Annotated in this window: 28 protein-coding genes, 1 tRNA gene and 3 pseudogenes; 8 read left to right on the plus strand and 24 right to left on the minus strand. The window is 50.9% G+C overall.

The window, feature by feature from the left end; genetic code table 11:
• Positions 1-70: 70 nt before the first annotated feature.
• From J4685_RS12175 to J4685_RS12210, 9 genes and pseudogenes are all read right to left on the minus strand, one after another.
• Complete coding sequence (locus tag J4685_RS12175) at positions 71-574, minus strand: hypothetical protein (protein ID WP_001151810.1); 504 nt, start codon at positions 572-574, stop codon at positions 71-73.
• Positions 575-976: 402 nt separating this feature from the next.
• A complete protein-coding gene (locus J4685_RS12180; protein WP_000421096.1) occupies positions 977-1,255 on the minus strand; it encodes a bacteriocin immunity protein in 279 nt (92 codons plus the stop codon).
• 14 nt (positions 1,256-1,269) lie between these two features.
• Positions 1,270-1,476: pseudogene (locus J4685_RS22755) on the minus strand (type VI secretion system tube protein Hcp); the annotation flags it as partial.
• A 21-nt stretch (positions 1,477-1,497) separates the two neighbouring features.
• Entirely contained in the window at positions 1,498-1,764 is a 267-nt protein-coding gene (locus tag J4685_RS12185) for a bacteriocin immunity protein (RefSeq protein WP_000768134.1), read from the minus strand.
• Complete coding sequence (locus J4685_RS12190; protein WP_001141622.1) at positions 1,761-2,078, minus strand: PAAR domain-containing protein; 318 nt, start codon at positions 2,076-2,078, stop codon at positions 1,761-1,763. Before J4685_RS12190 ends, J4685_RS12185 begins: the two co-directional genes overlap by 4 nt.
• Positions 2,079-3,177: 1,099 nt before the next feature.
• Positions 3,178-3,318, minus strand: a pseudogene (locus J4685_RS12195) (type VI secretion system tube protein Hcp); the annotation flags it as partial.
• Positions 3,319-3,354: 36 nt separating this feature from the next.
• A pseudogene (locus tag J4685_RS22760) lies at positions 3,355-4,012 on the minus strand (tyrosine-type recombinase/integrase); the annotation flags it as partial.
• 160 nt (positions 4,013-4,172) lie between these two features.
• Positions 4,173-4,248, minus strand: a tRNA-Phe gene (locus tag J4685_RS12205).
• A gap of 105 nt (positions 4,249-4,353) precedes the next feature.
• Entirely contained in the window at positions 4,354-5,061 is a 708-nt protein-coding gene (locus J4685_RS12210) for a DUF554 domain-containing protein (RefSeq protein ID WP_000234466.1), read from the minus strand.
• A gap of 424 nt (positions 5,062-5,485) precedes the next feature.
• On the opposite strand from J4685_RS12210, the gene J4685_RS12215 reads away from it, so the two are divergent.
• Positions 5,486-7,621, plus strand: coding sequence for an ornithine decarboxylase (locus J4685_RS12215; protein ID WP_000839743.1), 2,136 nt, complete (start codon positions 5,486-5,488; stop codon positions 7,619-7,621).
• Between the two features lie 61 nt (positions 7,622-7,682).
• Here J4685_RS12215 and J4685_RS12220 read toward each other — a convergent pair whose 3' ends face one another.
• The 4 genes from J4685_RS12220 to mutY all read right to left on the minus strand — a co-directional run bounded on the left by J4685_RS12220 (position 7,683) and on the right by mutY (position 11,709).
• On the minus strand, positions 7,683-8,939 hold the full coding sequence (locus tag J4685_RS12220; protein WP_001049804.1) for a nucleoside permease: 1,257 nt from the start codon (positions 8,937-8,939) through the stop codon (positions 7,683-7,685).
• Positions 8,940-9,155: 216 nt separating this feature from the next.
• Positions 9,156-10,241, minus strand: coding sequence for a membrane-bound lytic murein transglycosylase MltC (mltC, locus tag J4685_RS12225; protein ID WP_000976289.1), 1,086 nt, complete (start codon positions 10,239-10,241; stop codon positions 9,156-9,158).
• 112 nt (positions 10,242-10,353) lie between these two features.
• Positions 10,354-10,629 (minus strand): oxidative damage protection protein, encoded by a 276-nt coding sequence (locus tag J4685_RS12230; protein WP_000091706.1) that lies wholly within the window; start codon positions 10,627-10,629, stop codon positions 10,354-10,356.
• A 27-nt stretch (positions 10,630-10,656) separates the two neighbouring features.
• Positions 10,657-11,709 (minus strand): A/G-specific adenine glycosylase, encoded by a 1,053-nt coding sequence (gene mutY / locus J4685_RS12235; protein WP_001148959.1) that lies wholly within the window; start codon positions 11,707-11,709, stop codon positions 10,657-10,659.
• A 154-nt stretch (positions 11,710-11,863) separates the two neighbouring features.
• On the opposite strand from mutY, the gene trmB reads away from it, so the two are divergent.
• The 5 genes from trmB to J4685_RS12260 all read left to right on the plus strand — a co-directional run bounded on the left by trmB (position 11,864) and on the right by J4685_RS12260 (position 16,053).
• On the plus strand, positions 11,864-12,583 hold the full coding sequence (trmB, locus tag J4685_RS12240; RefSeq protein WP_000786896.1) for a tRNA (guanosine(46)-N7)-methyltransferase TrmB: 720 nt from the start codon (positions 11,864-11,866) through the stop codon (positions 12,581-12,583).
• Positions 12,583-12,909 carry a YggL family protein gene (locus tag J4685_RS12245; protein ID WP_001107559.1) on the plus strand — a complete coding sequence of 109 codons (327 nt, stop codon included), beginning with the start codon at positions 12,583-12,585 and terminating at the stop codon, positions 12,907-12,909. Before trmB ends, J4685_RS12245 begins: the two co-directional genes overlap by 1 nt.
• A gap of 49 nt (positions 12,910-12,958) precedes the next feature.
• On the plus strand, positions 12,959-13,678 hold the full coding sequence (locus tag J4685_RS12250; protein WP_000984830.1) for a DUF2884 domain-containing protein: 720 nt from the start codon (positions 12,959-12,961) through the stop codon (positions 13,676-13,678).
• 188 nt (positions 13,679-13,866) lie between these two features.
• The gene (gene ansB / locus J4685_RS12255; protein ID WP_000394189.1) at positions 13,867-14,913 is read left to right on the plus strand and encodes an L-asparaginase 2; all 1,047 of its coding nucleotides are present in this window, start codon (positions 13,867-13,869) and stop codon (positions 14,911-14,913) included.
• Between the two features lie 132 nt (positions 14,914-15,045).
• Positions 15,046-16,053, plus strand: a complete 1,008-nt coding sequence (locus J4685_RS12260; RefSeq protein ID WP_000252189.1) for a DUF1202 domain-containing protein — start codon at positions 15,046-15,048, stop codon at positions 16,051-16,053.
• Positions 16,054-16,143: 90 nt separating this feature from the next.
• Here the strand turns inward: J4685_RS12260 and hemW are convergent, their stop codons facing one another.
• Genes hemW through J4685_RS12285 form a run of 5 tightly spaced genes read right to left on the minus strand, consistent with a single transcriptional unit; the run spans position 16,144 to position 19,450 of the window.
• Entirely contained in the window at positions 16,144-17,280 is a 1,137-nt protein-coding gene (gene hemW, locus J4685_RS12265; RefSeq protein ID WP_001096530.1) for a radical SAM family heme chaperone HemW, read from the minus strand.
• On the minus strand, positions 17,273-17,866 hold the full coding sequence (locus J4685_RS12270; protein WP_001174769.1) for an XTP/dITP diphosphatase: 594 nt from the start codon (positions 17,864-17,866) through the stop codon (positions 17,273-17,275). Before J4685_RS12270 ends, hemW begins: the two co-directional genes overlap by 8 nt.
• 7 nt (positions 17,867-17,873) lie before the next feature.
• Entirely contained in the window at positions 17,874-18,164 is a 291-nt protein-coding gene (gene yggU, locus J4685_RS12275) for a DUF167 family protein YggU (RefSeq protein ID WP_001277203.1), read from the minus strand.
• Entirely contained in the window at positions 18,161-18,727 is a 567-nt protein-coding gene (locus J4685_RS12280; protein WP_001094848.1) for a YggT family protein, read from the minus strand. The genes yggU and J4685_RS12280 overlap by 4 nt, the downstream gene beginning before the upstream one ends.
• An 18-nt stretch (positions 18,728-18,745) precedes the next feature.
• A complete protein-coding gene (locus J4685_RS12285; protein ID WP_000997790.1) occupies positions 18,746-19,450 on the minus strand; it encodes a YggS family pyridoxal phosphate-dependent enzyme in 705 nt (234 codons plus the stop codon).
• A 17-nt stretch (positions 19,451-19,467) separates the two neighbouring features.
• Between J4685_RS12285 and J4685_RS12290 the strand changes: the two genes are divergently transcribed.
• Together J4685_RS12290 and J4685_RS12295 are read left to right on the plus strand one after the other, a co-directional pair.
• A complete protein-coding gene (locus tag J4685_RS12290; protein ID WP_001055655.1) occupies positions 19,468-20,448 on the plus strand; it encodes a type IV pilus twitching motility protein PilT in 981 nt (326 codons plus the stop codon).
• 131 nt (positions 20,449-20,579) lie between these two features.
• Positions 20,580-21,266 carry an IclR family transcriptional regulator gene (locus J4685_RS12295; RefSeq protein ID WP_000098319.1) on the plus strand — a complete coding sequence of 229 codons (687 nt, stop codon included), beginning with the start codon at positions 20,580-20,582 and terminating at the stop codon, positions 21,264-21,266.
• Positions 21,267-21,312: 46 nt separating this feature from the next.
• Here the strand turns inward: J4685_RS12295 and ruvX are convergent, their stop codons facing one another.
• The 6 genes from ruvX to J4685_RS12325 all read right to left on the minus strand — a co-directional run bounded on the left by ruvX (position 21,313) and on the right by J4685_RS12325 (position 25,582).
• Positions 21,313-21,729 (minus strand): Holliday junction resolvase RuvX, encoded by a 417-nt coding sequence (ruvX, locus tag J4685_RS12300; RefSeq protein ID WP_001285491.1) that lies wholly within the window; start codon positions 21,727-21,729, stop codon positions 21,313-21,315.
• Positions 21,729-22,292, minus strand: coding sequence for a YqgE/AlgH family protein (locus J4685_RS12305; protein WP_001053176.1), 564 nt, complete (start codon positions 22,290-22,292; stop codon positions 21,729-21,731). The genes ruvX and J4685_RS12305 overlap by 1 nt, the downstream gene beginning before the upstream one ends.
• A gap of 215 nt (positions 22,293-22,507) precedes the next feature.
• Positions 22,508-23,455, minus strand: a complete 948-nt coding sequence (gshB, locus tag J4685_RS12310; RefSeq protein WP_000593248.1) for a glutathione synthase — start codon at positions 23,453-23,455, stop codon at positions 22,508-22,510.
• A gap of 19 nt (positions 23,456-23,474) precedes the next feature.
• Complete coding sequence (gene rsmE / locus J4685_RS12315) at positions 23,475-24,206, minus strand: 16S rRNA (uracil(1498)-N(3))-methyltransferase (protein WP_001222488.1); 732 nt, start codon at positions 24,204-24,206, stop codon at positions 23,475-23,477.
• Between the two features lie 76 nt (positions 24,207-24,282).
• The gene (gene endA, locus J4685_RS12320) at positions 24,283-24,990 is read right to left on the minus strand and encodes a deoxyribonuclease I (RefSeq protein ID WP_000286124.1); all 708 of its coding nucleotides are present in this window, start codon (positions 24,988-24,990) and stop codon (positions 24,283-24,285) included.
• A 94-nt stretch (positions 24,991-25,084) separates the two neighbouring features.
• Positions 25,085-25,582, minus strand: a complete 498-nt coding sequence (locus J4685_RS12325) for a SprT family zinc-dependent metalloprotease (protein WP_000856778.1) — start codon at positions 25,580-25,582, stop codon at positions 25,085-25,087.
• Positions 25,583-25,608 lie beyond the last annotated feature (26 nt).

Here is a 25,608-nt window from a genome sequence, read left to right on the forward strand (position 1 = left end):
ATCCGTTACCCGTGTCGACGGTAGGTACATTTGACGGTACAGGGTAATTTGATTTATTCAACAACCCTTCTTATGGTGAAAAATAACTATCTATAGGCATCAAAGCGTTACAGATCTTTCCATCAAATAATTCAAAATCATGGACGTTTACTAAAAATTTATCTTTATATGAGTAATTAGCACCAACTACTGGAATAGTAAAAATCTCGATCTCTTCATTTTTTTTATTTATTATTAACATGCCATCAAAACCATGAAGTATTTGATCGTCACTAAAATTACTCAATGATACTCTAATATTTATTATGGATTTATTATTCCCAGCCAAAAAGGAATTAATTAAAGAATCGGTTATTCCATGAGGATAAGTATCAACATATACTATTCGTATAGAGTTCCCCGCTCTTTCATTCCAACAGGATTTATTGACCGCATATATCCTTTCATCAGCTCTATATTCTTTAAAATATTCCTTCCCTTCAGGGTTACCCCATACGAATAAATAATATCCTCGCTCACCAGCGCTGACAGAAAATGTCACAATCCAGATAAAGAGGAATATATATTTAGCCATATCATCTATCTCTTACATTAGATTTTTTTGAACGGATGTAAATTCGCCACCGCAAAGATGTCCGACTCCTGGCCGTCAGGTTCCAGCGTGGAACTTTAGCGGGCGAGAGTTCGTCAGGCTCATACTTTATCGTGTTTCCAGAACATGAAACAATGTACAAAAATAGACTCTTAGTGAGTAGGCCGTAGGATCTTTCCCTACAGCCTCTCACAAACCGTACGTAAAGCTATCACTTCATACGATTCGCGTCAGATAAATATATCCTCTGGCACTACGGTTCAGTGTAAAAACACTCAGAATTATGCCTTTGATAGTTACTCCCTTAACTGACATATTTTTGCCTTTTAACGGTCACTGCATTATCATCCCGGTTCCGGTTGACAAACTCCTCACCACTGATCGCTACTTATTTTCCTTAAAACAGGGGAGTCTCTGAGACTTCCGCCAGCGTTTTAGCTCTTCAATAACTCCTTCAGGACTATCTTCTCGTTCCTCTGATGGATAAAATATCAAATCCCCGCCATCAGGGTGTTGAGTAATTTTATTAAAATGGCGTAGAAGATTATCAATAAACTTCGATAATTCATCTCCAGTCAACTCTTCAGGAGGCTCAAAAAAATTATTTAAAAACTCGATAAACTCATCTTCTGTATAATCTTCAAGGTTATTTTTTAGTTCCATTTTCACCTCAAACCTTACTTATGCAATCGTATATGATTTTTAGGAGTGTTTATCATAAGGTTATCAACATCAAACACCATTCCTCCATACTGGATCTTTCCAACGTGGGGAATTTCATAAGTCCACCTACCTCCGACTTGTTGCCTTATCAAGGAGTAAGGCGCTCGACCTCTTTTTATCAAAGTTTGATTCGATTTACTAAACTGCGCCAGTAACTCTGGGCATTCCCCTACACCTGATTTTCATTTACTTTTCTTAAAACAAGGCAATCCTTGAGATTCTCTCCATTCTTTAATTATGTTCAGAATACCCTCAGGTGTTCCATCACTTTCCGTTTCAGGATAATAGATAAGATCTGTTCCACCTGGGTATTCAGTGATCTTCTCAAAATACTCAAGTAATGGATCTAATGTTTCATCTGTATCCGACTCGTTTTCAGAAAATATCACTCTCAAGAAATCAATGAACTCACTTTCCGTATAATCACTAATATTTTCTTTTAATTTCATAAATCGCCTGTGTATGTCAATATGGTGTTCACACGGGGATTGTCTACATTGTAAACATCGCCTCTATTTGCAACTTCATCTATATGATGAAGCTCGAACCCCTGTTTTCCGACTCTGTCAACTTTTCTAACCTTTGATGCCTTACCTGATTTCATTCGAGTCATATTAACCATCCCGCCACAGTCCACCGCATCACCCATTCTGGCAACGGACAGGCCGTCAATAAATACCGTGGGGGAATCCGCTATACTCACGGTCTCGTAATAATCGTCGTACTGGGTGCCTTTATCGTTGAGTCGGGCGGCTGTGGGCATTTTTCTCCATAGCTTCATTACTAAATAATAAGTTGTGAGATTATCCTGGAAAATAAGAATAATTATTTATTAGGAGTTAATAAGTGATAGGAACATTGTACTTACTGTAACTCCAATATAACTAATTAATTCTTTTAATAAAAATCTAAACTCTGAATCTTTTTTATGCGAATTCAGGATATTAATTAATTTATTTTCTCTTCTATTTGATGGCATAATTCCATCTGGGAATGTATGTATTGGTTTTCTCAACGCACTGCTGATTTTTTTAAAATTTGTTATTAGATAAAGTTTCTCTTTCTTTTTTCTATGAATTTGGATATAGCATGAGTATTCTGTTTGTGTACTAAATTTTTTAGTGACCATGACACAGATTCATTATCAATGATAATCTTACCATCAGAAAATTCAATTTTTTGAATAAAGAAAACTTTTTTATTTCCCCGCCAAAAATGTATGCAGGTTCCAAACCAAACATTTCATTATCAGCTAATGCGCCTAATTTTTTTAACTGTGCGATCAAAAAGATAATTATTGTTATCATCCACTAAATCAAATCCTTCCTGACTTGAAGATGCAAGAAAAGATGCAATTTCGCTGTCAAGAATATTTTTTGTTTTATTGATAAACCTATTTTCATTAAAAATGATCTTATTAAGTAAAGGTAAGATGGTAATATTTCCTCCTGTGAACCATGGCCTGATTTAATGCTATCATTGGATGCATCATCTGGTGTTTTTAGTCTTTCATTCTTATTCCAGCTTGCACCTGTTGAACTGTTGATACCTCTGGAGGGTGAAGCTGACGACAGTGGTTGCCGCCGGCGTTAATCCGTCCACATCCAGCGTAAAACGCAGGCCATTTTGTGACATAACCTTATTCTGGATTTATTGGCGAAAAAGGAACCACGGTACGCTCGTGGCAGTGGCAATGGGGAGGACAGCCGCTTCAGGCACGCTACCGCCAAAGTTTCCGGCATCCACCATCTCCCATATATGAAACGTAACAGACGTAACTCATTGCTGGCACGGGCTTTTTGTCTCCGTTCCCGGACAAAAACAGCATCCCACCATTAAGGCGGAATGCTGTGGATTTACTCTTATGCTTCCAGCGGCGCACGCCAGTCATCAGCACCTGAAGTGCCTGTTGAAACGTGTTCCCACTCAATTTTGCGGTAAGCCAGAGAAACTCTAACCAGATGTGTGAACTCACGTTTGGTGTTGTCCTGGCAGTGCGGCATACCGGAAAGTGTTGATAGCCGGTATCCGGCCTTGTTGTAGGTGTCGATATAGCCCAGCAATTCAGGCAGGCGTTTCAGGGGAAGGGCGGGGTGATGCTGGGTTATAACAGGAGTTACAACGCCATCCAGATCGAATGCCGGATTATATTTAATCGTTCCCTGCTGTACGGCGTGGCGCATAATTTTGGTCAGATGCTGGCGTATACGTCCGGCAACAACATGCACACCTTTATCATCAATGTCTCTGACCAGTCGTGCGAGATGTAGGGTTTAAGTCGCCGAAATACCCATTGCGCCGATATCAGGGAAAACGTAGTGTTGGAGGCAGACAGGAATTTTATTGGAGTGACTTTCTGACCAGAGTTTCAGGCAGCCGGTATGCCACAATCTAGCGATGTACTGGAACGTTCTAATTCATTGACAACCTTTTTTCGTCCCGGCGCTGCTGAGAAGAGGTAAAGCCGGATTTTAGTACGCGCCGGGTGGCATCGCGTTTTTCGCGGACAAGGGCGAATGAGGTTTCGGGATAAGGACCGAATGATACCCCGGACTCTTTTCCCTCAAAACGATATTTGAAATACCAGATACGAAAATCGTTGGGTTTTACCAGAAGATACAGGCCGAGTGTATCAACGAGTTTATAGGGTTTATCAGAAGGCTTTGCACTACGTGCTTGTTTGTCGGTTAATGCCATTTGAGGGCACTCCTTTATCTAACCGAACTGAGCACCGAGTTGACCACCAAAAGCCCCTGATTTGGGCGGATAAATAGAAATTCGCTGGGAAGAGTTTTTCCACTAACTCATTGAATTAAAAACACATGGGGATTTATAAGGAAGTGTAAAAAAGGAAAGGTGGTGCCCGGACTCGGAATCGAACCAAGGACACGGGGATTTTCAATCCCCTGCTCTACCGACTGAGCTATCCGGGCAACGAGGCGCATTAAACCGTAATCGCCTCGCTTCGTCAACGAAATTTCTTCAAATCAACGTAGACTGCACAATCTATCACCACTTTGTTGTTATTGCACGCAGAGTCAGGCAAAAAACATCGCCCATGCGGCGGAGATCGGCATCGCCAGCAACAGCGCCGGGAGCATATTCACTACCGGAAACATTTTGATTCCACATACACGCAAGCCGGTTGCCACCAGCAGCAGTCCGCCCACGGCGCTAAAGTCGCCCATCATTGCCGGCGTAGTCAGTGGAAGAATGAGGGTGGCGCAGGCGGCAAGCGTTAACTGGATAATCAACATCGGTGCGCAAATCGCCGAAACGGCGATGCCAAGCGAACAGGCGAAAATAATGGCAGTGAAAAAATCCAGAAAAGATTTAGCGATCAAAATGTTTGGATCGCCGGTCATCCCTTCATGCATCGCGCCGAAAATACCGGTGCCGCTGGCGCAAAAAAGTACAATGATAGCGACGTAACTTTGAATAAAAGAGTCGTGTGTCGGCTTCTTACCCGATGCCATAAATAATTGTTGGATTTTCGCGACTGCGCCATTAATGCCTTTTTCCAGCAAACAAAACTCGCCGATAAGCGCGCCGACCAGCGTCGCCAGCACCATCACCGGAAGATTAGCGCACTTCATCACCAGCAGAATGCCAATACCCAGAGAGCACAGACCAAAAATAGACGTCATTGAGACGCGAATCCGTTCTGGCAGACGCTGACTTAACAGCGCGCCAATAACGCCGCCGAATAAAATTGCGCCAGCGTTAATAAAAGGTCCAATTACCACAATGACTCCTGTTATTTGTCTTTCAAATTGCCTTATTATCACGCGATTAAGCTGTTAATAGCTTGATTATCTGTGACGTATAGAGCGCTGATTTTACCTTGCGCCGTCTGGTGAAAGGTGCCATGATTGCGCGAAATTTCTCCTGCCAGCATGGGGCTCGCCGGGATGAACATAGCGCCTTTATATTGTCTTCACTGTCGCCTGACTGCGCGAGGTTTGCCCCTTTCTTTCCTTTTTTTTGTCATCCCCGCTATGCGGTGAGGGCAGCGCACGCTCACTGCAGGACAACAGTAAAATCAGAAACAGTCTGTTTTTACTGATGTCTGGCGGTCGGAGCTGGTATCCAGTTTGACCCGGCATCTCGTTGGGCAAGGCATCGGCCTTGTCCGGGGTTACTCTACTCCCGAAACGGGTATTTGCGCTTATGAAATCAATGAATATTGCCGCCAGCGGTGAACTCATCCCCCGTCTCTCCACCCACCGAAACGTAGTGGCACTGGAAAGTACCGACTTTACCGATGTGGCCGCAGTCGTCATTACCACTGCCGACAGCCGTAGCGGTATTCTGGCGTTGCTTAAACGCACCGGTTTTCACCTGCCGGTATTTATGCTTGCGGATGAACCCGTCAGCGCGCCTGTCGGCGTTACGGCGGTAATCGGCGGGAACGCGCAGGAATGGCTGGAGCTGGAAAACGCTGCCTGTCGCTACGAAGCGGAACTTCTGCCGCCCTTTTATGGCACCCTGACCCAGTATGTCGACATGGGGAATAGTACCTTTGCTTGCCCGGGGCACCAGCATGGCGAGTTTTTTAGAAAACATCCCGCAGGCCGCCATTTTTATGACTTTTTTGGTGAAAACCTGTTTCGTGCGGATATGTGTAACGCCGATGTGAAACTTAGCGATCTGCTAATACATGAAGGTTCTGCCAAACACGCGCAGAAATTTGCGGCAAAAGTGTTTAATGCGGATAAAACCTACTTTGTGCTGAATGGAACTTCGGCGGCGAATAAAGTGGTCACCAACGCCTTGCTGACGCGCGGCGATCTGGTGCTGTTTGATCGAAATAATCACAAATCCAACCACCACGGCGCCCTGATTCAGGCCGGGGCGACGCCGGTCTATCTTGAGGCGGCGCGCAACCCGTTTGGTTTTATCGGTGGTATTGATGCGCACTGTTTTGATGAAACGTACCTGCGCGACCAGATTCGTGACGTGATGCCGGAAAGCGCCGATGCGCCGCGTCCGTTCCGCCTGGCGATCATTCAGCTGGGTACCTATGACGGCACTATTTACAACGCCCGTCAGGTGGTGGATAAAATCGGGCATCTCTGCGATTACATTCTGTTTGACTCCGCGTGGGTAGGCTATGAGCAGTTTATCAATATGATGGCGGATACCTCGCCGTTGCGGCTGGAGCTTAATGAAAACGACCCTGGGATCTTTGTGACCCAATCGGTACATAAGCAACAGGCGGGGTTCTCACAAACCTCGCAGATCCACAAAAAAGATAACCATATTCGCGGCCAGGCGCGTTTTTGCCCGCACAAACGCCTGAACAACGCCTTCATGTTGCATGCTTCAACCAGTCCGTTCTACCCGCTGTTTGCGGCGCTGGATGTCAATGCCAAAATCCACGAAGGGGAGAGCGGTCGCCGCCTGTGGGCGGAGTGCGTTGCGCTGGGCATTGACGCGCGTAAAGCCATTCTCGCCCGTTGCAAACTGCTTCAGCCCTTTATCCCACTGGTGGTTGACGGCAAGCCGTGGCAGGCATATCCGACGGAGACCATTGCCAGCAATCGTCGTTTCTTCAGTTTTGAGCCCGGGGCGAAATGGCATGGCTTTGAGGGTTATGCGGATGACCAGTATTTTGTCGATCCTTGTAAACTGTTACTGACCACGCCAGGTATTGATGCCGATAGTGGGCGGTACACCGAATTCGGCATCCCGGCGACCATTCTCGCCCACTATCTGCGTGAGAACGGTATTGTGCCTGAGAAGTGCGATCTCAACTCGATTCTATTCTTGCTGACACCCGCCGAGAACGAAGAGAAACTGGCGCGACTGGTCGCGATGCTGGCGCAATTTGAACGGCACATTGAAGACGATACGCCGCTTGCGGATGTATTGCCGACGGTTTTTCAGAAATACCCGGTGCGCTACCGCGATTACACCCTGCGTGAGCTATGTCAGGAGATGCACAACCTGTACGTTAGCTTTGACGTTAAGGATCTGCAAAAAGCGATGTTTCGCAAAGAAAGCCTGCCGCATGTGGCGATGAACCCGCAGGATGCCAACAGCGCCTTTATTCGCGGCGATGTAGAGCTGGTGCGTATCAGCGAGGCGGGCGGGCGTATTGCTGCCGAGGGGGCATTGCCATACCCGCCGGGCGTACTGTGCGTGGTGCCGGGGGAGATTTGGGGTGGCGCGGCGCAGCGTTATTTTTTGGCGCTGGAAGAGGGCATCAATCTGTTGCCCGGTTTTTCGCCGGAATTGCAGGGGGTATATAGCGAGACCGATGCCGATGGAATTAAACGCTTGTATGGATATGTTTTAAAGTAACGTTGCCTGCAGGCCGGATAAGGCATTTACGCCTTATCCGGCCTGCGAAACAGGGCAAGGATTAATGTGCAACGGGTTGCGAACTTGCCGGAACGCGAACGTGTTTGTATTTGAACAAGGCTACGAACGCAAAGGCCAGCACCAGCGAGTAGCCTGCGAAGATGAGCCACACGGTCTGCCAGTCGGTAATGCCGTTTTGAGTGTAATACTCCACCACTTTACCGCTCACAATGCCGCCAAGGATACAGCCGAAGCCATTGGTCATCATCAGGAACATCCCCTGCGCGCTGGCGCGGATTTCCGGGCGTACTTCTTTTTCGACAAACACCGAGCCAGAAATGTTGAAGAAGTCGAAGGCGCAGCCGTACACAATCATCGACAATACCAGCAGAACGGTACCGAACGGCGTCGGGTCGCCATAAGCGAACAGGCCGAAACGCAGCATCCACGCCACAATACTGATAAGCATAACGTTCTTAATACCATAACGGCTCAGGAAGAACGGAATGGTCAGGATGAATAACGTTTCAGAAATCTGCGAAATCGACATCATCACCGAGGCGTGCTGCACGATAAAGCTACTGGCGAATAGCGGATCTTTATCAAAGCTATGCAGGAAGGTGTTGCCAAACATGTTGGTGATCTGCAGTTCCGCGCCCAGCATCATGGAGAAGATGAAGAAAATCGCCATCCGCTTATTTTTAAACAGCGCAAAAGCGTCAAGGCCCAGCATTGATGTCCAGCTCTGGTTTTTCTGTTGGTTCGCCACCGGAATGTGCGGCAGGGTAAAGGTAAACAGTACCAGCAGAACGGAAAGCGTCGCGCCGATATAAAGCTGCATATGGCTCAGCTCGAAACCGGAGAAACTCACGCCCCACATCGCCAGAATAAAGCCGATGGTGCCCCAGATACGGATAGGCGGAAAGTCAGTCACAATATCCATGCCGGCAGACTGCAGGCGGTAATACGATATAGTATTGATCAAGCCCAACGTCGGCATATAAGCCAAAGAGTTAAGCAGGATCACAAAGAACATCGCCCCAGGCGTAGTGACTTCCGCGGCCATGAATAGCGTGATGGCGCCGACGACATGACACAGGGCATAGACCCATTTCGCGCTCAGCCATTTGTCAGCCACAATGCCTAGCAAGGTCGGCATAAAGACGGCAGCAATCCCCAGTGAACTATAAACTGCGCCAATAGATGCGCCGTCAAATTTTAAGGTGACGAACATATACGAGCCCAGGGTAGTGAGCCAGCTTCCCCACAGACAGAACTGCAAAAAAGAGAGTATTTTAAGCTGCAGCTTAAGATTCATATTAATTTCCTCACACCTGAGAGCGGATGAATGTTTTAAAAGGCACATTTGCCGTTGTGATTTGGTGTGATTCTATCAATGAGAGGCGGGCTTTTTTTGTTACCTGTGACAAATATTTGCAAACAATTTCTGATTGCAAAGTAAAATGGTGACGGAGTTAACACTTTTGCCTTTCCCGCCACTGTCATTTGTCGGCCAGAGGCGGGATGCGATGGTTTATCGGCGGCGATACGATCGCTGGGCGGAATTCACCTTATACAGATAGCGGCGCGACTCCGCAGATGGATGTCGGGTGGTTAATATCTGGTACACATCCCCCGGTGACATGCGGTTAATCATATTCGCGGCCTGAATCTTATCGTTCGAGAATACGCGTAATACGCTGCCTGCGCCGCCATTGTAGGCGGTAATGACCGCATAGCGCCGCGACGTCGGATTCTCAATACCGCTCAGATAGACATTATTCAACATCGCCAGATACGCTGTGCCGGTATCGATATTGCTGGCGGGGTCGAACAGGAAGTTACGGCTTGGCGTGCCGGACTTACCCTGAGAACGGAAAACATCTTTCCCGGCGCTGTGTTGCACCACCTGCATCAGGCCCAGCGCATCCGCATGGCTGACCGCATACGGGTTAAACGAGGACTCCGTTTGCATAATCGCCAAAATCAGCGACTCGTCAACGCCGTATTTACGGGAGGCCTGGCGTACCATGCCAATGTATTTATGCGCGCGTTTATCAAGGTGGTTCGGCACCAGATTAATGGTGACGCTGTAAATAATACGCAGGCCGTTACTGCGGCTTTTGAGCCGCGTTTTCAGCAAGTAATCCGCGAATGTCGTGGCACGGCCTTCCCAGCGAATAGGCTGGCCGGTATTGTCGAGGACCTGACCATACAGGAAGGGTTCTTTAGAAATTTTTATGTCATCGACATCGGAGTAAAGATCGACGGAGGTTGGGTCGTCACCCATGAGCAACGTTTTAATAATGGCCCGGCGCAGATGTGCGGTAGGTTCCGTCCCGGCGATGGTTTCAACGGTAATGGTCCCATCATCAAAGTTGATGTGGCTACGGGTCTGGAACTGATCGGTATATTTGACGTAGTCTTTCGGCCCGGCGATCAGGACTTCCTTATATCCCCACAGATTTTCAATATTGTTGGCAAATTGCCCCATCAAAATATCAAAGCCGTTGGTATCCTTGACCCAGGCTTCATTATACGTCTCGCCTTTTTTGGTCGAACTGGAGCAGGAGATGAGCAACGGCGCAATAACAGCAAGCGCGAGTAATTTTTTCATCATTCCGGGAGTGCATGTTGTGTTGTCGTTATGCCATGTTGCCGGGCAGCGGTGCTAAGAGCTTATCCGGCATAACTCACAGGCCGAATAAGCGCAGCCTCATTCAGCAACGGGCCTATTTTTTATCTTCCGGCGTATAACCTTCGATATGAACGTCTTTGCCTTCGAACAGGAAGCTCACCATCTCCTGTTCCAGCAGCTTACGGTGCTCGGCGTTCATCATGTTGAGCTTTTTCTCGTTAATCAACATGGTCTGCTTATGCTGCCACTGCGCCCACGCGTCCTTAGAGATCTCGTTATAGATACGTTTTCCCAGTTCGCCAGGGTAGAGCTGAAAATCTTGCCCTTCAGCGTCGCGTTGCAGGTAAGTACAAAAAATCGTTCTGCTCATAAGTCATCCTCTTCATCGACCGGAGCGTTAAACTGGCGCTCCGGTACGTAACTGCTGTAACAAGCGCTCCACGGGGGCCGCCAGTCCGACTGACGGCGGTTGCGCTAAGTTATACCAGAGCGCGCTGCCTTCATCCATGCAGGCGTCCAGTGACGACACGGGAAGCCACATAGGCACAATATCCAGGTGGAAATGGCTAAATGTGTGGCGAAACGCGTTAAGCTGGGTCAAATTATCAGCGTTAACATGCCGTTGCGCCAGCCATTCACGTAATTCATCTTCGCTGGCGAACTGCGGGAAGCAGTAGAGTCCGCCCCATAAACCGCTGGGAGGGCGCTGCGCCAGGAAAATCTCCTGATTATGCTGTAACAATAAAAAGTAACCCGTCCGCTCCGGCAACGTCTGTTTCGGTTTCTTGCCCGGATAGCGTGACCAGCTTTCATGCGCAGCGGCGATACAACCGTTTTGCAGCGGACACAGGGTGCACTTTGGCTTTGAGCGCGTACAAACCATCGCGCCCAGATCCATCATCGCCTGATTAAAACGCTCCACGCCGCGTGCGGGCGTCACTTGCTCGCTCAACGTCCACAGCGTATTCTCCACCTCTTTTTTTCCAGGCCAGCCGCTAACAGCATAACAGCGAGCCAGCACACGTTTAACGTTTCCATCAAGAATCGGATAATGTTTACCTAACGCGAGGGAGAGAATTGCGCCAGCGGTTGAGCGCCCGACGCCGGGTAGCGCGGCGATTTCGGCAAAAGTTTGCGGGAATTCTCCACCGTGAAGCGTCGCCACCTGTTGCGCCGCTTTATGCAAATTACGCGCACGGGCGTAATAGCCGAGCCCGGTCCATAAATGGAGCACTTCATCAAGCGGCGCATTCGCTAAATCCGTCACCGTCGGAAAGCGCGCCATAAATCGCTCAAAGTAAGGAATAACCGTCGTCACCTGCGTTTGTTGCAACATGACTTCCGAGAGCCATACTTTGTAAGGCGTCTTGTTAATTTGCCAGGGCAGCGTTTTCCGCCCGTATTTGTCGTACCAGTCCAGAACCTGGGCTGAAAATTGAGACGCTTGCATGGAAACTCATTCATTATTGCCGGGGGCAAGATTGCAGCACAGAGGCCGCAGGGTGTAAACCGGAACTTTTCGCAGTGCGCTTCATGCTTGCATCCGGCAACTAACTTTGGATAATGCCCGTTTTCAGAACTCAAACACAGCAGACTACACTTTTATGAAAAACGACGTCATTTCACCGGAATTTGATGAAAACGGTCGCCCGCTGCGCCGTATTCGTAGTTTTGTTCGTCGCCAGGGGCGACTGACAAAGGGGCAAGAACACGCGCTGGAAAACTACTGGCCGGTGATGGGCGTCGAGTTCAGCGAAGCGCCGGTAGATTTCGCCACGTTGTTTGGTCGCGAAGCGCCGGTGACGCTGGAGATTGGGTTTGGCATGGGGGCGTCTCTCGTGGCGATGGTGAAAGCGCGCCCGGAGCAGAATTTCCTCGGCATTGAAGTGCATTCGCCCGGCGTCGGCGCGTGTCTGGCGTCCGCTCATGAAGAGGGCGTTGAAAACCTGCGCGTCATGTGCCATGACGCAGTAGAAGTGTTGCATAAAATGATTCCTGACAATTCTTTATCGATGGTTCAGCTCTTTTTCCCTGACCCGTGGCATAAAGCGCGTCATAATAAACGCCGTATCGTTCAGGTGCCGTTTGCTGAACTGGTATTGAGCAAGCTGAAATTGGGCGGCGTTTTCCATATGGCGACCGACTGGGAAGCGTATGCGGAACACATGCTTGAAGTCATGTCTTCTATCGACGGGTACAAAAATCTGTCAGAGAGCAATGATTATGTACCGCGCCCGGAATCGCGCCCGGTAACGAAATTTGAACAACGTGGCCATCGTCTTGGTCATGGCGTATGGGACTTAATGTTCGAGAGGGTGAAATAATGGCAAAGAACCGTAGTCGTCGTCTGCGTAAAAAAATGCACATTGACGAATTCCAGGAATTAGGATTTTCGGTGGCATGGCGTTTTCCGGAAGGTACATCTGAAGAGCAGATCGATAAGACTGTCGATGACTTTATTAATGACGTTATTGAGCCTAATAAACTGGCGTTTGACGGCAGCGGCTACCTAGCCTGGGAAGGGCTGATTTGTATGCAGGAAATCGGTAAATGTACCGAAGAACATCAGGCGATTGTGCGTAAGTGGCTGGAAGCGCGCAACCTTGAAGAAGTCCGAACCAGCGAACTTTTCGACGTTTGGTGGGACTAATAAGTACAGGGTCGGCAAATGCCGGCCCGCTTTGTCTTGAGGGAAAGTTATGATGCGCAAAACGCTGCTGGCGGCAGTGCTAACGTTTACGGCGATGGCCGCTCATGCAGATTACAAATGCAGCGTCACGCCGCGTGACGATGTGATCCTGAGTCCACAAACGGTGCAGGTGAAAGGTGAAAACGGCAACCTGGTGATCACGCCGGACGGCAATGTGATGTACAACAGTAAGCAGTACACCCTTAGCGCCGCGCAGCGCGAGCAGGCGAAAGATTACCAGGCGGAACTGCGAAGCGCGCTGCCGTGGATTGATGAGGGCGCCCGATCGCGCGTCGAAAAAGGCCGCGTGGCGCTGGATAAAATCATCGCTAAAGAGGTGGGCGAAAACAGCAACATGCGCAGCCGCCTGACGAAGCTTGATGCGCAATTAAAAGCGCAAATGAACCGCATTATCGAACATCGTACGGACGGCCTGACGTTCCACTATAAGGCTATCGACCAGGTGCGTGCCGACGGTCAGCAGTTGGTGAATCAGGCGATGGGCGGTATTTTGCAGGACAGCATTAACGAAATGGGCGCCAAGGCGGTGCTTAAAGGCGGCGGCAATCCTTTACAGGGAGTGATGGGCAGTCTCGGTGGTTTGCAAACCGCTATCCAGAACGAATGGAAAAACCAGGAGAAAGATTTCCAGCAGTTTGGCAAAGATGTCTGTAGCCGCGTAGTGACCTTAGAAGATAGCCGTAAAGCGCTGGTTGGCAGCCTGAAGTAATCTTTCCTTTTTAAACAATGGCGTAGATCGTATCTGCGCCTTTTTATTCTGTTTTTTCCTGCATTTTGTTATCCATCTCTAAAAAATACTCTCTGTCGGATATATATCGCTGGTTAATCGTATGGCGTCACATTATTCGTCTGCAATATAGGGATAATGCGACCAGTTGACATAACTGGAGATATAACATGGAGTTTTTCAGGAAAACGGCATTAGCTGCTCTGGTAATGGGTTTCAGCGGCGCAGCGTTCGCTTTACCGAATATCACCATCTTAGCGACCGGCGGAACGATCGCTGGCGGCGGTGATTCAGCAACAAAATCAAATTATACGGCAGGTAAAGTCGGTGTCGAAAATCTGGTGGATGCCGTTCCTCAATTGAAGGACATTGCGGTAGTGAAAGGCGAGCAGGTCGTTAACATTGGCTCGCAGGATATGAACGATGAAGTCTGGCTCACGCTGGCGAAAAAAATCAATACCGAGTGCGACAGCACCGACGGTTTCGTGATCACCCACGGTACTGATACGATGGAAGAGACCGCTTATTTCCTCGATCTGACCGTGAAATGCAATAAACCGGTGGTACTGGTCGGCGCGATGCGTCCCTCCACGTCAATGAGCGCAGATGGCCCGTTTAACCTCTATAATGCGGTAGTAACAGCGGCTGATAAACAGTCTGCCAATCGCGGCGTGCTGGTGGTAATGAACGATACCGTCATGGACGGACGCGACGTCACTAAGACCAATACGACTGACGTGGCGACGTTTAAAGCGGTTAACTACGGCCCGCTGGGGTATATCCACAACGGTAAAATTGACTACCAGCGTACGCCAGAGCGTAAACATACCACCTCCACCCCGTTCGACGTGTCGAAGCTGACCGCGTTGCCGAAAGTCGGTATCGTTTATAACTATGCGAATGCGTCCGATCTGCCGGCAAAAGCGCTGGTAGACGCGGGTTATGACGGGATCGTGAGCGCAGGCGTGGGTAACGGCAACCTGTATAAAACGGTCTTTGATACCCTGGCGACCGCCGCGCACAACGGTACGGTAGTGGTGCGTTCTTCACGTGTGCCGACTGGCGCAACCACGCAGGATGCGGAAGTTGACGATGCAAAATACGGCTTTGTCGCTTCCGGCACGCTGAACCCGCAAAAAGCGCGTGTCTTACTGCAACTGGCGTTAACCCAGACTAAAGATCCAAAACAGATCCAGACGATGTTCAATCAGTATTAAAGATAATGCCCCGGTCGGAAGGCCGGGGCTATCTTTGGAAGACCTCTCGCACAATCAACACTATTATCTTGCTAATTATCATTCTGGTTATGATAATCGTGGGCGTCATGTCTCTGGACGGGAGGTCCACAAGTGGTTCGACAATGGATTGCTGGCGCAGCGCTGTTTGCCCTGATTTCAGGCTATAGTTGGGCAGAGGTTGCTCAACCCTCCGATAACATCTTAAAAGAACAGTTTAGTAAGCAGTACCACGGCATACTTAAACTGGATTCCATTACCTTAAAAAATTTTGATTCGACGGGCAATCAGGCCACTTGGTCTGCCGAAGGGGATATTTCTTCCCGTGAAGATATGTATACCGGCGTTGGTATGGCGGCGGATTATTATTTTGTTGAAAAAACCTGGACCAAAGATCGTCCCGTTAAATTTTCTGCCATGTTAACCAGTAAAGGGACGCCAGCCTCTGGCTGGACGGTGAACTATTACTCATTACAAATGGCAGCCAGCGATCAGGGCCGGGCTATTGACGACATTAAAACGAATGATAAATACCTGATCGTCAACAGTGATGACTTTAACTATCGGTTTGGCAACATTGAAGCCTCCTGGCGTGCGCAGAAAGCGTCGATCCCCGGTCTTGAAGAACAACTCTCTGCCCTGGATAAGAAAATAGCGGTAGCTAAAAAAGAAGCGGACGCGTATTGGGGAAAAGGCGCTGATGGGAAACCGTTGACCCGCGCCGAGGCGTTTAAAAAGACGTTAAAAGAGCGCGATGATTATGTAAAAACCAACGATAGCAGCGTATATGCCGAGAAATACGAAAAAGAGGTCTATCAACCGGCATTAGACGCGTGCCGTAAGCAGAGTGAGCCGTGCAATGAAGCGGCTATTCAGCAGAAAAGAGATTTAGACATACACGAGCAACGGCGGCAGGTATTTTTGAAATCAGAAGAGCTGCGTCGAAAAGCGCAGAATGACTGGATAACGTTAGAGAAAGGACAATATCCGCTGAATATAGCGGTACAGAAACTTCAGATGCAACAGAGTGATATCCGTGTGAAAATTATGGATATTAATGACGGTTACGAGCGCTGGAAAAAAGATACGGACGATTTGCGTCGTAAAGGGGTTATTAAATAATGCGCTTGCCGGCGGCGCATTAACCGCCACAGGTCGGTAAGCGTCGCGCCATCAGGTATTTTACCCGCTGGCGCGACAGGCTTATCCTTGTTATTCCGCGAGAAACAACTCAAGAAGAGAGTTTAAAAACAGTTTACCGTGCCGGGTAATCTGCCAGTATTGCTCGCATTCGGTCAGGTAGCCCTGGGCAATAGCCTCGTCGATTGGCTGACGAATAACCGCTTCCGTAAGCCCGGTGTAGTCGACAAATTCGGCGCGAGGCGCACGCTCCAGCAACCGAAAACGGTTCATAAAGAACTCAAAGGGTTTATCGTCATCACTCACGTCACGCTGGCTTTCCAGGTAACGTCCCTGCATATAACCGCGTGGGTGACGGGTTTTGGTGGTGCGCAAGATCCTGCCGTCCGGGAAGGTGACTTTACCGTGGGCGCCGCAGCCAATACCCAGATAGTCGCCAAAGCGCCAGTAGTTCAGATTATGCTGGCACTGATAACCGGGTTTGGCATAGGCCGACGTTTCGTATTGCTGATAGCCCGCGGCGGTTAATAACTGGTGGCCCTGCTCAAAGATATCCCACAGAGCGTCATCGTCCGGTAAAACCGGCGGACGCGAACCGAACAAAGTGTTGGGTTCAATCGTCAATTGATACCATGAGAGATGCGGCGGATTAAGCGCAATCGCCTGTCGCAAATCATTCAGCGCCTCTTCCAGCGTTTGATCCGGCAATCCATGCATCAAGTCGAGGTTAAAGCTGCGTAGCCCAAGCCCATTTGCCAGTCTTGCTGCCCGCATCGCCTCTTGTGGACCGTGAATACGGCCAAGACGTTTCAGCTTAGGCTCACTAAAGCTCTGCACGCCAATGGAGATCCGGTTTACGCCGGCGCGCTGATAGTCGATGAAGCGGTCGGCTTCGACCGTGCCGGGGTTCGCTTCCATGGTAATTTCCGCATCCGCCGCCAGATTCAGGCGCGCACGCACGCCGTCCAGCAGCGTTTGCATCGCCGGCCCGGAAAGCAGGCTTGGCGTACCGCCGCCAATAAAAATGGTCTTTACTTCACGCCCTTGCGCCCAGGCGACGTCGGCATCCAGATCGCTTAACAGATGCTGGACGTAGTCGTCATGCGGCACCTCGCCCTTCAACGCATGGGAATTGAAGTCGCAATATGGACATTTTTGTACACACCAGGGAATATGAATATAAAGACTGAGCGGCGGTAGTTTAGCCATTGCGTAACGCATCCAGCAGCAGCTTGAGCGCTTGTCCACGGTGGGAAATCGCGCTTTTTTCTTCACGGGTCAGTTCTGCGGCGGTTTTGCCTTCAGACGGTACGAAGAAAATGGGATCATAGCCAAATCCGCCATTTCCAGCCGCCTGGCGAGTAATGACGCCAGGCCAGCTACCGTGACAGACTATCGGTGTGGGATCTTCGGCATGACGCAAATAAACCAGTACACAATGGAATCGCGCCTGGCGTTTGTCGTCCGGAACATCTCGTAGAGTATGCAGCAGTTTTTCCAGATTTTGCTGATCTGTCGCGTTTTCGCCAGAATAGCGCGCGGAATAGATACCCGGCGCGCCGCCTAAAACGTCAACGGCCAGACCGGAGTCATCGGCAATGGCGGGCAGACCGGTCATTTTAGCGGCATGGCGCGCTTTGAGAATCGCGTTTTCAATAAACGTCAGGCCGGTTTCTTCCGCGGAGTCAACGCCCAGTTCCGTTTGCGCTACCACATCAAGCCCAAAATCGCTTAACAGCGACGCGAGCTCGCGCACTTTACCGGCGTTGCCGGTTGCGAGAACAACTTTTTGCATGGAGTACCTACTCAGTTAACGCCGCAATTTCCGGCGGGATCTGTTGCGGGTGAATAATTTTTACCTGTTTGTGACGGCCCAGCTCGCCTTTTTCGATGACGATCTGACTTTTCGCCACGCGAAACTGTTTACCGAGAAACTTGATCAGATGGCTGTTTGCCTGACCGTCAACCGGCGGGGCAGTAATGGCGACTTTCACCTCGTCGCCATGTAAGCCCACAATACTGTCGCGGCTGGCTTTCGGCTGAATATAAAGCCGTAACACCAGACCGTCTTCGCAGCGAGTCACAGCACTCATAACGCCATCCACAGCCCCGGCAGCAACATGTTGCCTGTCGCTTGTAAGACTTCAGCGATCCCCATATTAACGACATACAGCAGCAGCACCAGAACCATCGGCGAGAAGTCGATGCCGCCCATCGCAGGCAGTATACGGCGAATCGGGCTGAGCAGCGGCTCGGCAAGCTGAATCAATACATATTCAATCGGGCTACGACCCTGGCTCACCCAGCTCATGATAGCCATGACCAGCAGCACCCAGAAGATCAGCAGGCCGATTGTTTTAAGCAAGATAAGCACCGCGGCAATCCAGATAATCGCCTGAAACGTAATTACCTTAAACAGCACTATCGCCTTAATAACGCTAAGAATAAACGCCACCAGCAGGGAAGCGCTGTCAATCGGCCCCATTGGCGGGATAATACGACGCAGCGGTCCGATGATGGGCTGCGTAATTTTCACCACGAACTGGGAAAAAGGGTTGTAAAAGTCACAGCGGGCCCACTGCATCCACACGCGCAATAATAGCACCATGGTATACAGCTCAATTACCGTTGAGAGCAGGAAGGTCAACGTATTCATGGCGTTCCTCAGTTTTCCTTAATTTTTTGTGTAATCACGAGCACCAAAGATAGCGGTGCCGATGCGCACCATTGTGCTACCTGCCGCAATCGCGGCTTCCATATCGTCGCTCATACCCAGAGATAGGGTATCAACGTCAGGGTAGCGCGCTTTCAGCCCGGCAAATGCTACAGCCATTTGACGTGCGACTTCAAACTGCCTTACATAATCTGACTCTGGTGCCGGGATCGCCATCAGCCCGCGAAGCCGCAGACGCGGCAGTGTTGCCACCGCCGCGGCCAGCTCATCCAGTTCCGCCAGCGGAATGCCTGATTTGCTGTTTTCATCGCTGATATTGATTTGGATCAGAACATTTAGCGCCGGCAGATTATCCGGACGCTGTTCGCTCAGCCGCGAGGCGATACGCAGGCGATCGATGGTATGACACCAGTCAAAATGCTCGGCCACCAGCCGACTTTTGTTGGACTGTAAAGGGCCAATAAAGTGCCAGTGCAGGCCTTCCACTTTCGCTTCCTGAAAGTGGCGGATTTTTTCCACCCCCTCTTGTACATAATTTTCACCAAATGCCCGTTGTCCGGCGGCAATGGCTTCTGCGATGTCGCTCGCAGGTTTGGTTTTACTCACTGCAAGCAACGTAACTTCTTCTGAAGAGCGGCCGCAACGCGTCGCCGCGGCGGAGATTTTGTCCCGGATGTGTGCCAGGTTATGCGCGATATCGTTCATTTTCCGAGGATGTTTATATGAATATGGAAGAAATTGTGACGCTTAGTGTAAAGCATAACGTCTCGGATCTACACCTGTGTAACGCCTGGCCTGCGCGATGGCGCAAACAAGGACGCATGGAGACCGCGCCTTTTACCGCGCCTGATGTCGACAGGCTTCTGCTTGATTGGCTTAATGACGCGCAACAATATCAGTGGCGAACGCACGGCCAGCTTGATTTCGCCGTCTCGCTGTCTGGCACGCGGCGCCTGCGCGCCAGTGCGTTCAAACATCAACAGGGAACGTCGCTGGCGCTACGGCTATTGCCCGAGCGTTGTCCTGATCTGGCGGAAATCCAGACGCCGCCGATAGTACCCGCACTGCTTGCCAGCGAGAACGGACTGATTCTGGTCACTGGCGCCACTGGCTGCGGGAAATCCACTACGCTGGCGGCGATGGTGGGACATCTTAATCAACATGCCGATAAACACATCCTGACGCTGGAAGATCCTATTGAGTACCGTTACACCAGCAAGCGTTGCCTGATACAGCAGCGGGAAGTCGGCCAGCATTGCGCCACTTTTGCCGCCGGGCTGCGCGCGGCGTTGCGTGAAGATCCCGATGTCATTTTGCTGGGAGAGCTGCGTGACAGCGAGACCATTCGCCTGGCGCTGACGGCGGCGGAAACGGGGCATCTGGTACTGGCAACCCTGCATACTCGCGGTGCGGCGCAGGCGGTGGAAAGATTAGTGGATAGTTTTCCGGCGCAGGAAAAAGAACCGGTACGCAGTCAACTGGCGGGTAGTCTGCGCGCTGTACTATCGCAAAAACTGGAGGTCGACAGGCAGGAGGGGCGCGTGGCGTTGTTTGAATTACTGATTAATACGCCAGCCACAGGGAATTTGATCCGTGAAGGCAAACTCCATCAGTTGGCCCACGTGATACAAACCGGGCAGCAGCAGGGGATGATGACATTCGCCCAGAGCGCGCAATGGCGTCAGGCGCAGGGACGACTGTAGCGAAGATGGCGGCGTAGGGGCGTTGTAAAGTGTTGGCTGGCGCGGTGGATTGAACGGCATGCAGGCTTGTATCCTGGCGAACCGGCGTTAAAATCGCAGCTTTGTTAAAACCACAGCGAAGCCATTTAACGATGTCATCACAACCGAATCAAAGCCTGATAGATGGCATTCGCTGTCTGCAATATCTGGTCTCCAGCGACCATGCTATCGGATGTCGCGAGCTTGCCCGGCTGATGGATATTAATACCACGCGCGTTAATCGCCTGTTAATGACGATGGCCTCTATTGGACTCACGATGCAGGATGAGCACCGACGCTATTTACCCGGGCCAGGCATTCATGCTTTGGCGGTGCAGGCGATTCGCGGTTCAGCGCTGTTCTCCCATGCGTTGCCTATCCTTGAGCGCCATGCGCCCAGAGACATCGTGGTGGCATTAGGCGTGCTATGGGAAGACCAGATTATCTATATTTATCACTCTACGCCGGGTTCGCAGGGAAGTCAGGCGTTGGCGGGGTTTCGTATGTGCCCGGCCTGGCAGTCGGTAACAGGAGTGGCGTTACTGGCGGCAGAAAGCGACGAGGCGCTAATGCAGCGTTTTACTCCGGAGCAGTGGCGCAATCTGGCACCGCATGTGGCGCAGCAGCGCCAGCGGGGATACGTGCTGTGGCATCACGCTGATGGTGAAGTTTCTATGGCGCAACCGCTAGGCAAGCACGCCGCAGCGCTGGCCTTTGCGGGAATGTGGCGGATTGATGAGGCGGAGGCGGCTGCGCGTTTACAGGCGTTGAAGGCATTAAACCAGCTTATTGCCCAGTAAGCCTGGCAACCGTGACCGCGTTATCCGCCTGCTGACAAAAACGGCTTTAATACCCCTGTTCAAAATAGCTTTCGAGGATAATCACGGCGGAGGCCGAGTCCACTTTGCCTTTGTTCAGCGCGCGATACCCACCTCGTTCAAACAGACCGGAGCGTGCTTCAACGGTGCTGAGTCGTTCATCGTGCAGCGTGACAGTTACCCCGAAGCGCCCATGAATACGGTTGGCGAATTTACGTGCGCGCGCCGTCAGCGGTTGTTCAGTGCCATCCATGTTGAGCGGTAGCCCGACAATAATTTCGTCCGGCTGCCACTCTTTCAGCAAACGTTCAATGAGCGTCCAGTCGGGCGTGCCGTCCTGTGCTTTGATTGCCGGAAGCGGACGGGCGGTGCCGGTAATGCGTTGTCCTATTGCAACGCCGATGCTTTTTGTGCCGAAGTCAAAGGCCAGTAAGGTGTCGCTCATCAGGCGTGCCCCGCAACGCCAGGCATGGTCAGAATATCAATGCCAATAAGTTTTGCCGCTTCGCGCCAGCGCTCGGCAATGGGCGTTTTGAACAAAATATTGAGATCGGCGGGCGCGGTAAGCCAGGCGTTATCAAGCAACTCTTGTTCAAGCTGGCCTTTATCCCAGGAGGCGTAGCCCAGCGCGACCAGCACATCGGAAGGCTGTTGTTGGGTACCTAACGTTTCCAGCACATCGCGGGAGGTGGTAATCACGGTATTGTCTGAGATACGAATGCTGGAGGCGAAACGTGACGGCGGAGTATGGAGAATAAATCCGCGATCTTCCGCCAGCGGGCCGCCGAGCATCACGGCTTTATCAAGACGAATTGCCGAATCGCGCGATTCCGGCGTAATTTTTAGTTTTTCCAGAATCCCTTCAATTTGCAGATTTTCCAAAGGCTTATTAACAATAATCCCCATAGCGCCGTCCTGGTTGTGCTCGCAAATATACACCACGGAACGGCGGAAAATCGGGTCCTGGAGCGCAGGCATGGCAATAAGAAAGTGATGCTGTAAATTCATTGTCAGAGGTTCTGTTTCCTGGTTCAAAAAAACGACAGTGTTCAGTATGTGGGGAAAGCGGACGGTTGTCACTCATATAAGCCGTCTTTTGCCAAAGGACGGTGGCCTTATCGGGCAATAGATTGCCGGATGGCGATGCTGATGCGCCGCCTTATCCGACCGGGGCGGCGTGATTGCTCAGGCCCGGTAAGCGCACGCCACCGGGCAATAAACCTTTACTTCGCCAGACGCGCTTCGATGGCGTCCATCAACATCCCGGTGATAGAGATCGGGTATTCCGCTTCAATTTCACGCACGCAGGTTGGGCTGGTCACGTTAATTTCCGTTAAGCGGTCGCCGATAATATCCAGACCGACGAAAATAAGCCCTTTGGCTTTAAGTGTTGGCCCAACGCGGCGGGCGATTTCCCAGTCGCTTTCGCTCAACGGACGGGGTTCGCCGCGACCACCAGCCGCCAGGTTGCCGCGGGTTTCGCCGCCCTGCGGAATACGCGCCAGGCAGTAAGGCACCGGCTCGCCGTCGACGACCAGTACGCGCTTATCGCCATCTTTGATCGCGGGCAAATAGTTCTGCGCCATGCAGTAGCGGTTGCCCAGCTCGGTCAGCGTTTCGGCAATAACGCCTATGTTAGGATCGCCTTCCTTAACGCGGAAAATGGACGCGCCGCCCATACCGTCCAGCGGTTTCATAATGATATCGCCGTGCTTTTCCCAAAACGCTTTGAGCTGCGCTTTATTGCGCGTTACCAGCGTTTCCGGCGTCAGATCGGCAAACCAGGCGGTATACAGTTTTTCATTACAGTCGCGCAGGCTTTGCGGTTTGTTGACGATAAGCGTCCCTTCTTCTTCAGCGCGTTCCAGAATATAGGTCGCATAAATAAACTCGGTATCAAACGGCGGATCTTTACGCATCAAAATGACGTCCAGATCGGCGAGTTTAATCTCCTGCTCGCTGCCGAACTCGTACCATTTATCGTAATTTTGCTCCACACTCAACGTTCGCGTGCGGGCGCGGGCTTCGCCGTTAATCAGATAAAGGTCGGCCATCTCCATATAATGAAGTTCATAACCACGACGTTGGGCTTCCAGCAGCATAGCGAAACTGGTGTCTTTCTTGATGTTGATGTGTGCGATGGGGTCCATCACGATGCCGAGCTTGATCATTATTTTCTCCGTTAACGCTTCATCCTAAGTCGCCAAAACGCACCTGTAGCGCGGTAATGGCGGTGAGCGCGGTTGTCTCAGTACGCAGAACGCGAGGTCCTAACAGAATATCAGTAAACTGATAGCGCGCGGTCATCGCGATTTCGTCCGCCGACAGCCCGCCTTCCGGGCCGATCAGCAGTCGGACGCGTTCAACCGGCAGCGGCAGAGTGTTGATGCTGGCATGGGCGCGCGGATGAAGATTGAGCTTCAGCCCGGAATCTTGCTCGGCGCACCAGGCTTCCAGCGCCATCGGCGGGCGAATTTCCGGCACCCGGTTACGCCCGCATTGTTCGCAGGCGGCGATGGCGATCTTTTGCCACTGCTGGCGCTTTTTGTTCAGACGTTCATTATCCAGTTTAACGCCGCAGCGCTCAGAGAACAGTGGCGTAATGAGGCTTACACCCAGTTCGATCGATTTCTGGATAGTAAATTCCATTTTTTCACCGCGCGACATCACCTGGCCCAGATGGATATGCAGCGGCGATTCACGATCGTCGATTTCGCCTTTCATCACTTGCACTTCAACGCTTTTCTTACTGGCGCTAATGATTTCAGCATCGAATACCTGATTACTGCCGTCAAACAGCTGTAACGCTTGTCCCGGTCCCATGCGCAGTACACGACCAATATGGTTGGCCGCATCTTCGCATAACGAAATCTGCGTACCGGACGTCAACAATTCAGGGTGATAAATGCGGGGAATACGCATAATAAAAAAATCCGCGTCATGGCCCCGGCGTTTGGCTATCTAGGGCATGGGTTAACAAGAATCCCGCTAGTGTAGGTTAGCTCTTTCGCGCCTGGCAAGCGCGTTGCACATAGGGATTATGATTACCCTGGACCTTCGCGATACGCGCATCGCGCTCGCACTCCCAGGCGGTAACGGGGTACTGCTTATCCCAGACGTTAAAAAGCTGCGTTTGTTGGCGGGAAAGTTTCAGTTGGTATTGGTCGCGCATATAAAAATAAGTGCGGGCGATTGCGCCACGGGCGCGGGCGGGCGGCTCGGCGAGCTTCGCTTTGAAATCCACTTTCATGGCGCACTGCCCGTACTGACCTTCGCCGCCGTTCCACTGGCTATACATAAAGTTGCCGCGATCGCCATTCACTTCGCCAATCGCGGGTTGCAGGTTATGCATATCGCTTTCCATTTTGCGATAGACCGGGTCTTTAGCGCAGTTTTTTCGCCCGCCGTCCTGCCAGCACTGGCGCTGATGACCGAATTGCCAGGCGGGGACAACGTGCTCCCACTCAATGCGTCTGGCGCGATTCTCGTTTTTACGCACCTTATAGCCGCAGGACTCCAGGTCTACGACGCCTTTTTTACCCTGCCAGCGGATTTGGCACCCGCAGTAAAAGCTGCCGGGCGCGTCGGCATTGACTTTGACGCTCGCCGCTTTGGCCTGAGAAAAATTGTTAATGCCATCGGCCAATGCCTGGCCTGAAAACGCTGCGGCCAGCAACGCTGCGGCAAAAGAAAAATTACGGTACATTGCACACTCCATAGCAAAACGAGCCCGCAACGTAACGAAAGTTGTGTCTGTATGCAATCAGTCCGCTCAGGAAAGTTCCCGGACGTTTCGGGAACTACCCGGCGACCAGTGGTTCGCCGCAGTGAACGCAACGATAAACCGCTTCGCCGCGTACTACCCGATTATGACGGCGGACGGTGAGTTGATGTTGCTGGCATTGGCAATGGTAGGGAAAGGTGTTGCGCCGTACGGATTGCAGCGCAAATTGATGAGTACGTCTGGCCGGAACGCCCAGCACGCTTTCCATCATCCACTTCCATTCCTTGCCATGCGGAGCCTTGCGTCCGAAGTGCTTCCACACCAACAGATGCGTCAGTTCATGCGGCACGACCTCTGCTATAAAGGTGTCGATGTTTTCCAGCAGTAACACCGGGTTGAGGCGGATTTCGTAGCTCTCCAGCCAGGCGGTGCCCGCCGAGGTGCCGCGTTGCGTATACACCAGTTTCGGCTCCGGATAATGTCTATCGAGCTTGAGGTTCGCCTGGGCGAGATTTTCCCGCAGACGGCGCATCACGGCCTGCTGGATAGCGATAGGGAGACGAGGGGTTTTCATAGCGGCAGAGAATAGTGCGACGGAAG

The organism is Salmonella sp. 32100201201700099SM (genome assembly GCF_017572645.1).
Taxonomy (GTDB): Bacteria; Pseudomonadota; Gammaproteobacteria; order Enterobacterales; family Enterobacteriaceae; genus Salmonella; species Salmonella enterica.

Coding starts and splice junctions, on each gene's coding strand:
- J4685_RS12175 (WP_001151810.1), bottom strand. CDS start 574: ATGGCTAAATATATATTCCTCTTTATCTGGATTGTGACATTTTCTGTC.
- J4685_RS12180 (WP_000421096.1), bottom strand. CDS start 1,255: ATGGAACTAAAAAATAACCTTGAAGATTATACAGAAGATGAGTTTATC.
- J4685_RS12185 (WP_000768134.1), bottom strand. CDS start 1,764: ATGAAATTAAAAGAAAATATTAGTGATTATACGGAAAGTGAGTTCATT.
- J4685_RS12190 (WP_001141622.1), bottom strand. CDS start 2,078: ATGCCCACAGCCGCCCGACTCAACGATAAAGGCACCCAGTACGACGAT.
- J4685_RS12215 (WP_000839743.1), top strand. CDS start 5,486: ATGAAATCAATGAATATTGCCGCCAGCGGTGAACTCATCCCCCGTCTC.
- J4685_RS12220 (WP_001049804.1), bottom strand. CDS start 8,939: ATGAATCTTAAGCTGCAGCTTAAAATACTCTCTTTTTTGCAGTTCTGT.
- mltC (WP_000976289.1), bottom strand. CDS start 10,241: ATGATGAAAAAATTACTCGCGCTTGCTGTTATTGCGCCGTTGCTCATC.
- J4685_RS12230 (WP_000091706.1), bottom strand. CDS start 10,629: ATGAGCAGAACGATTTTTTGTACTTACCTGCAACGCGACGCTGAAGGG.
- mutY (WP_001148959.1), bottom strand. CDS start 11,709: ATGCAAGCGTCTCAATTTTCAGCCCAGGTTCTGGACTGGTACGACAAA.
- trmB (WP_000786896.1), top strand. CDS start 11,864: ATGAAAAACGACGTCATTTCACCGGAATTTGATGAAAACGGTCGCCCG.
- J4685_RS12245 (WP_001107559.1), top strand. CDS start 12,583: ATGGCAAAGAACCGTAGTCGTCGTCTGCGTAAAAAAATGCACATTGAC.
- J4685_RS12250 (WP_000984830.1), top strand. CDS start 12,959: ATGATGCGCAAAACGCTGCTGGCGGCAGTGCTAACGTTTACGGCGATG.
- ansB (WP_000394189.1), top strand. CDS start 13,867: ATGGAGTTTTTCAGGAAAACGGCATTAGCTGCTCTGGTAATGGGTTTC.
- hemW (WP_001096530.1), bottom strand. CDS start 17,280: ATGGCTAAACTACCGCCGCTCAGTCTTTATATTCATATTCCCTGGTGT.
- J4685_RS12270 (WP_001174769.1), bottom strand. CDS start 17,866: ATGCAAAAAGTTGTTCTCGCAACCGGCAACGCCGGTAAAGTGCGCGAG.
- yggU (WP_001277203.1), bottom strand. CDS start 18,164: ATGAGTGCTGTGACTCGCTGCGAAGACGGTCTGGTGTTACGGCTTTAT.
- J4685_RS12280 (WP_001094848.1), bottom strand. CDS start 18,727: ATGAATACGTTGACCTTCCTGCTCTCAACGGTAATTGAGCTGTATACC.
- J4685_RS12285 (WP_000997790.1), bottom strand. CDS start 19,450: ATGAACGATATCGCGCATAACCTGGCACACATCCGGGACAAAATCTCC.
- J4685_RS12290 (WP_001055655.1), top strand. CDS start 19,468: ATGAATATGGAAGAAATTGTGACGCTTAGTGTAAAGCATAACGTCTCG.
- J4685_RS12295 (WP_000098319.1), top strand. CDS start 20,580: ATGTCATCACAACCGAATCAAAGCCTGATAGATGGCATTCGCTGTCTG.
- ruvX (WP_001285491.1), bottom strand. CDS start 21,729: ATGAGCGACACCTTACTGGCCTTTGACTTCGGCACAAAAAGCATCGGC.
- J4685_RS12305 (WP_001053176.1), bottom strand. CDS start 22,292: ATGAATTTACAGCATCACTTTCTTATTGCCATGCCTGCGCTCCAGGAC.
- gshB (WP_000593248.1), bottom strand. CDS start 23,455: ATGATCAAGCTCGGCATCGTGATGGACCCCATCGCACACATCAACATC.
- rsmE (WP_001222488.1), bottom strand. CDS start 24,206: ATGCGTATTCCCCGCATTTATCACCCTGAATTGTTGACGTCCGGTACG.
- endA (WP_000286124.1), bottom strand. CDS start 24,990: ATGTACCGTAATTTTTCTTTTGCCGCAGCGTTGCTGGCCGCAGCGTTT.
- J4685_RS12325 (WP_000856778.1), bottom strand. CDS start 25,582: ATGAAAACCCCTCGTCTCCCTATCGCTATCCAGCAGGCCGTGATGCGC.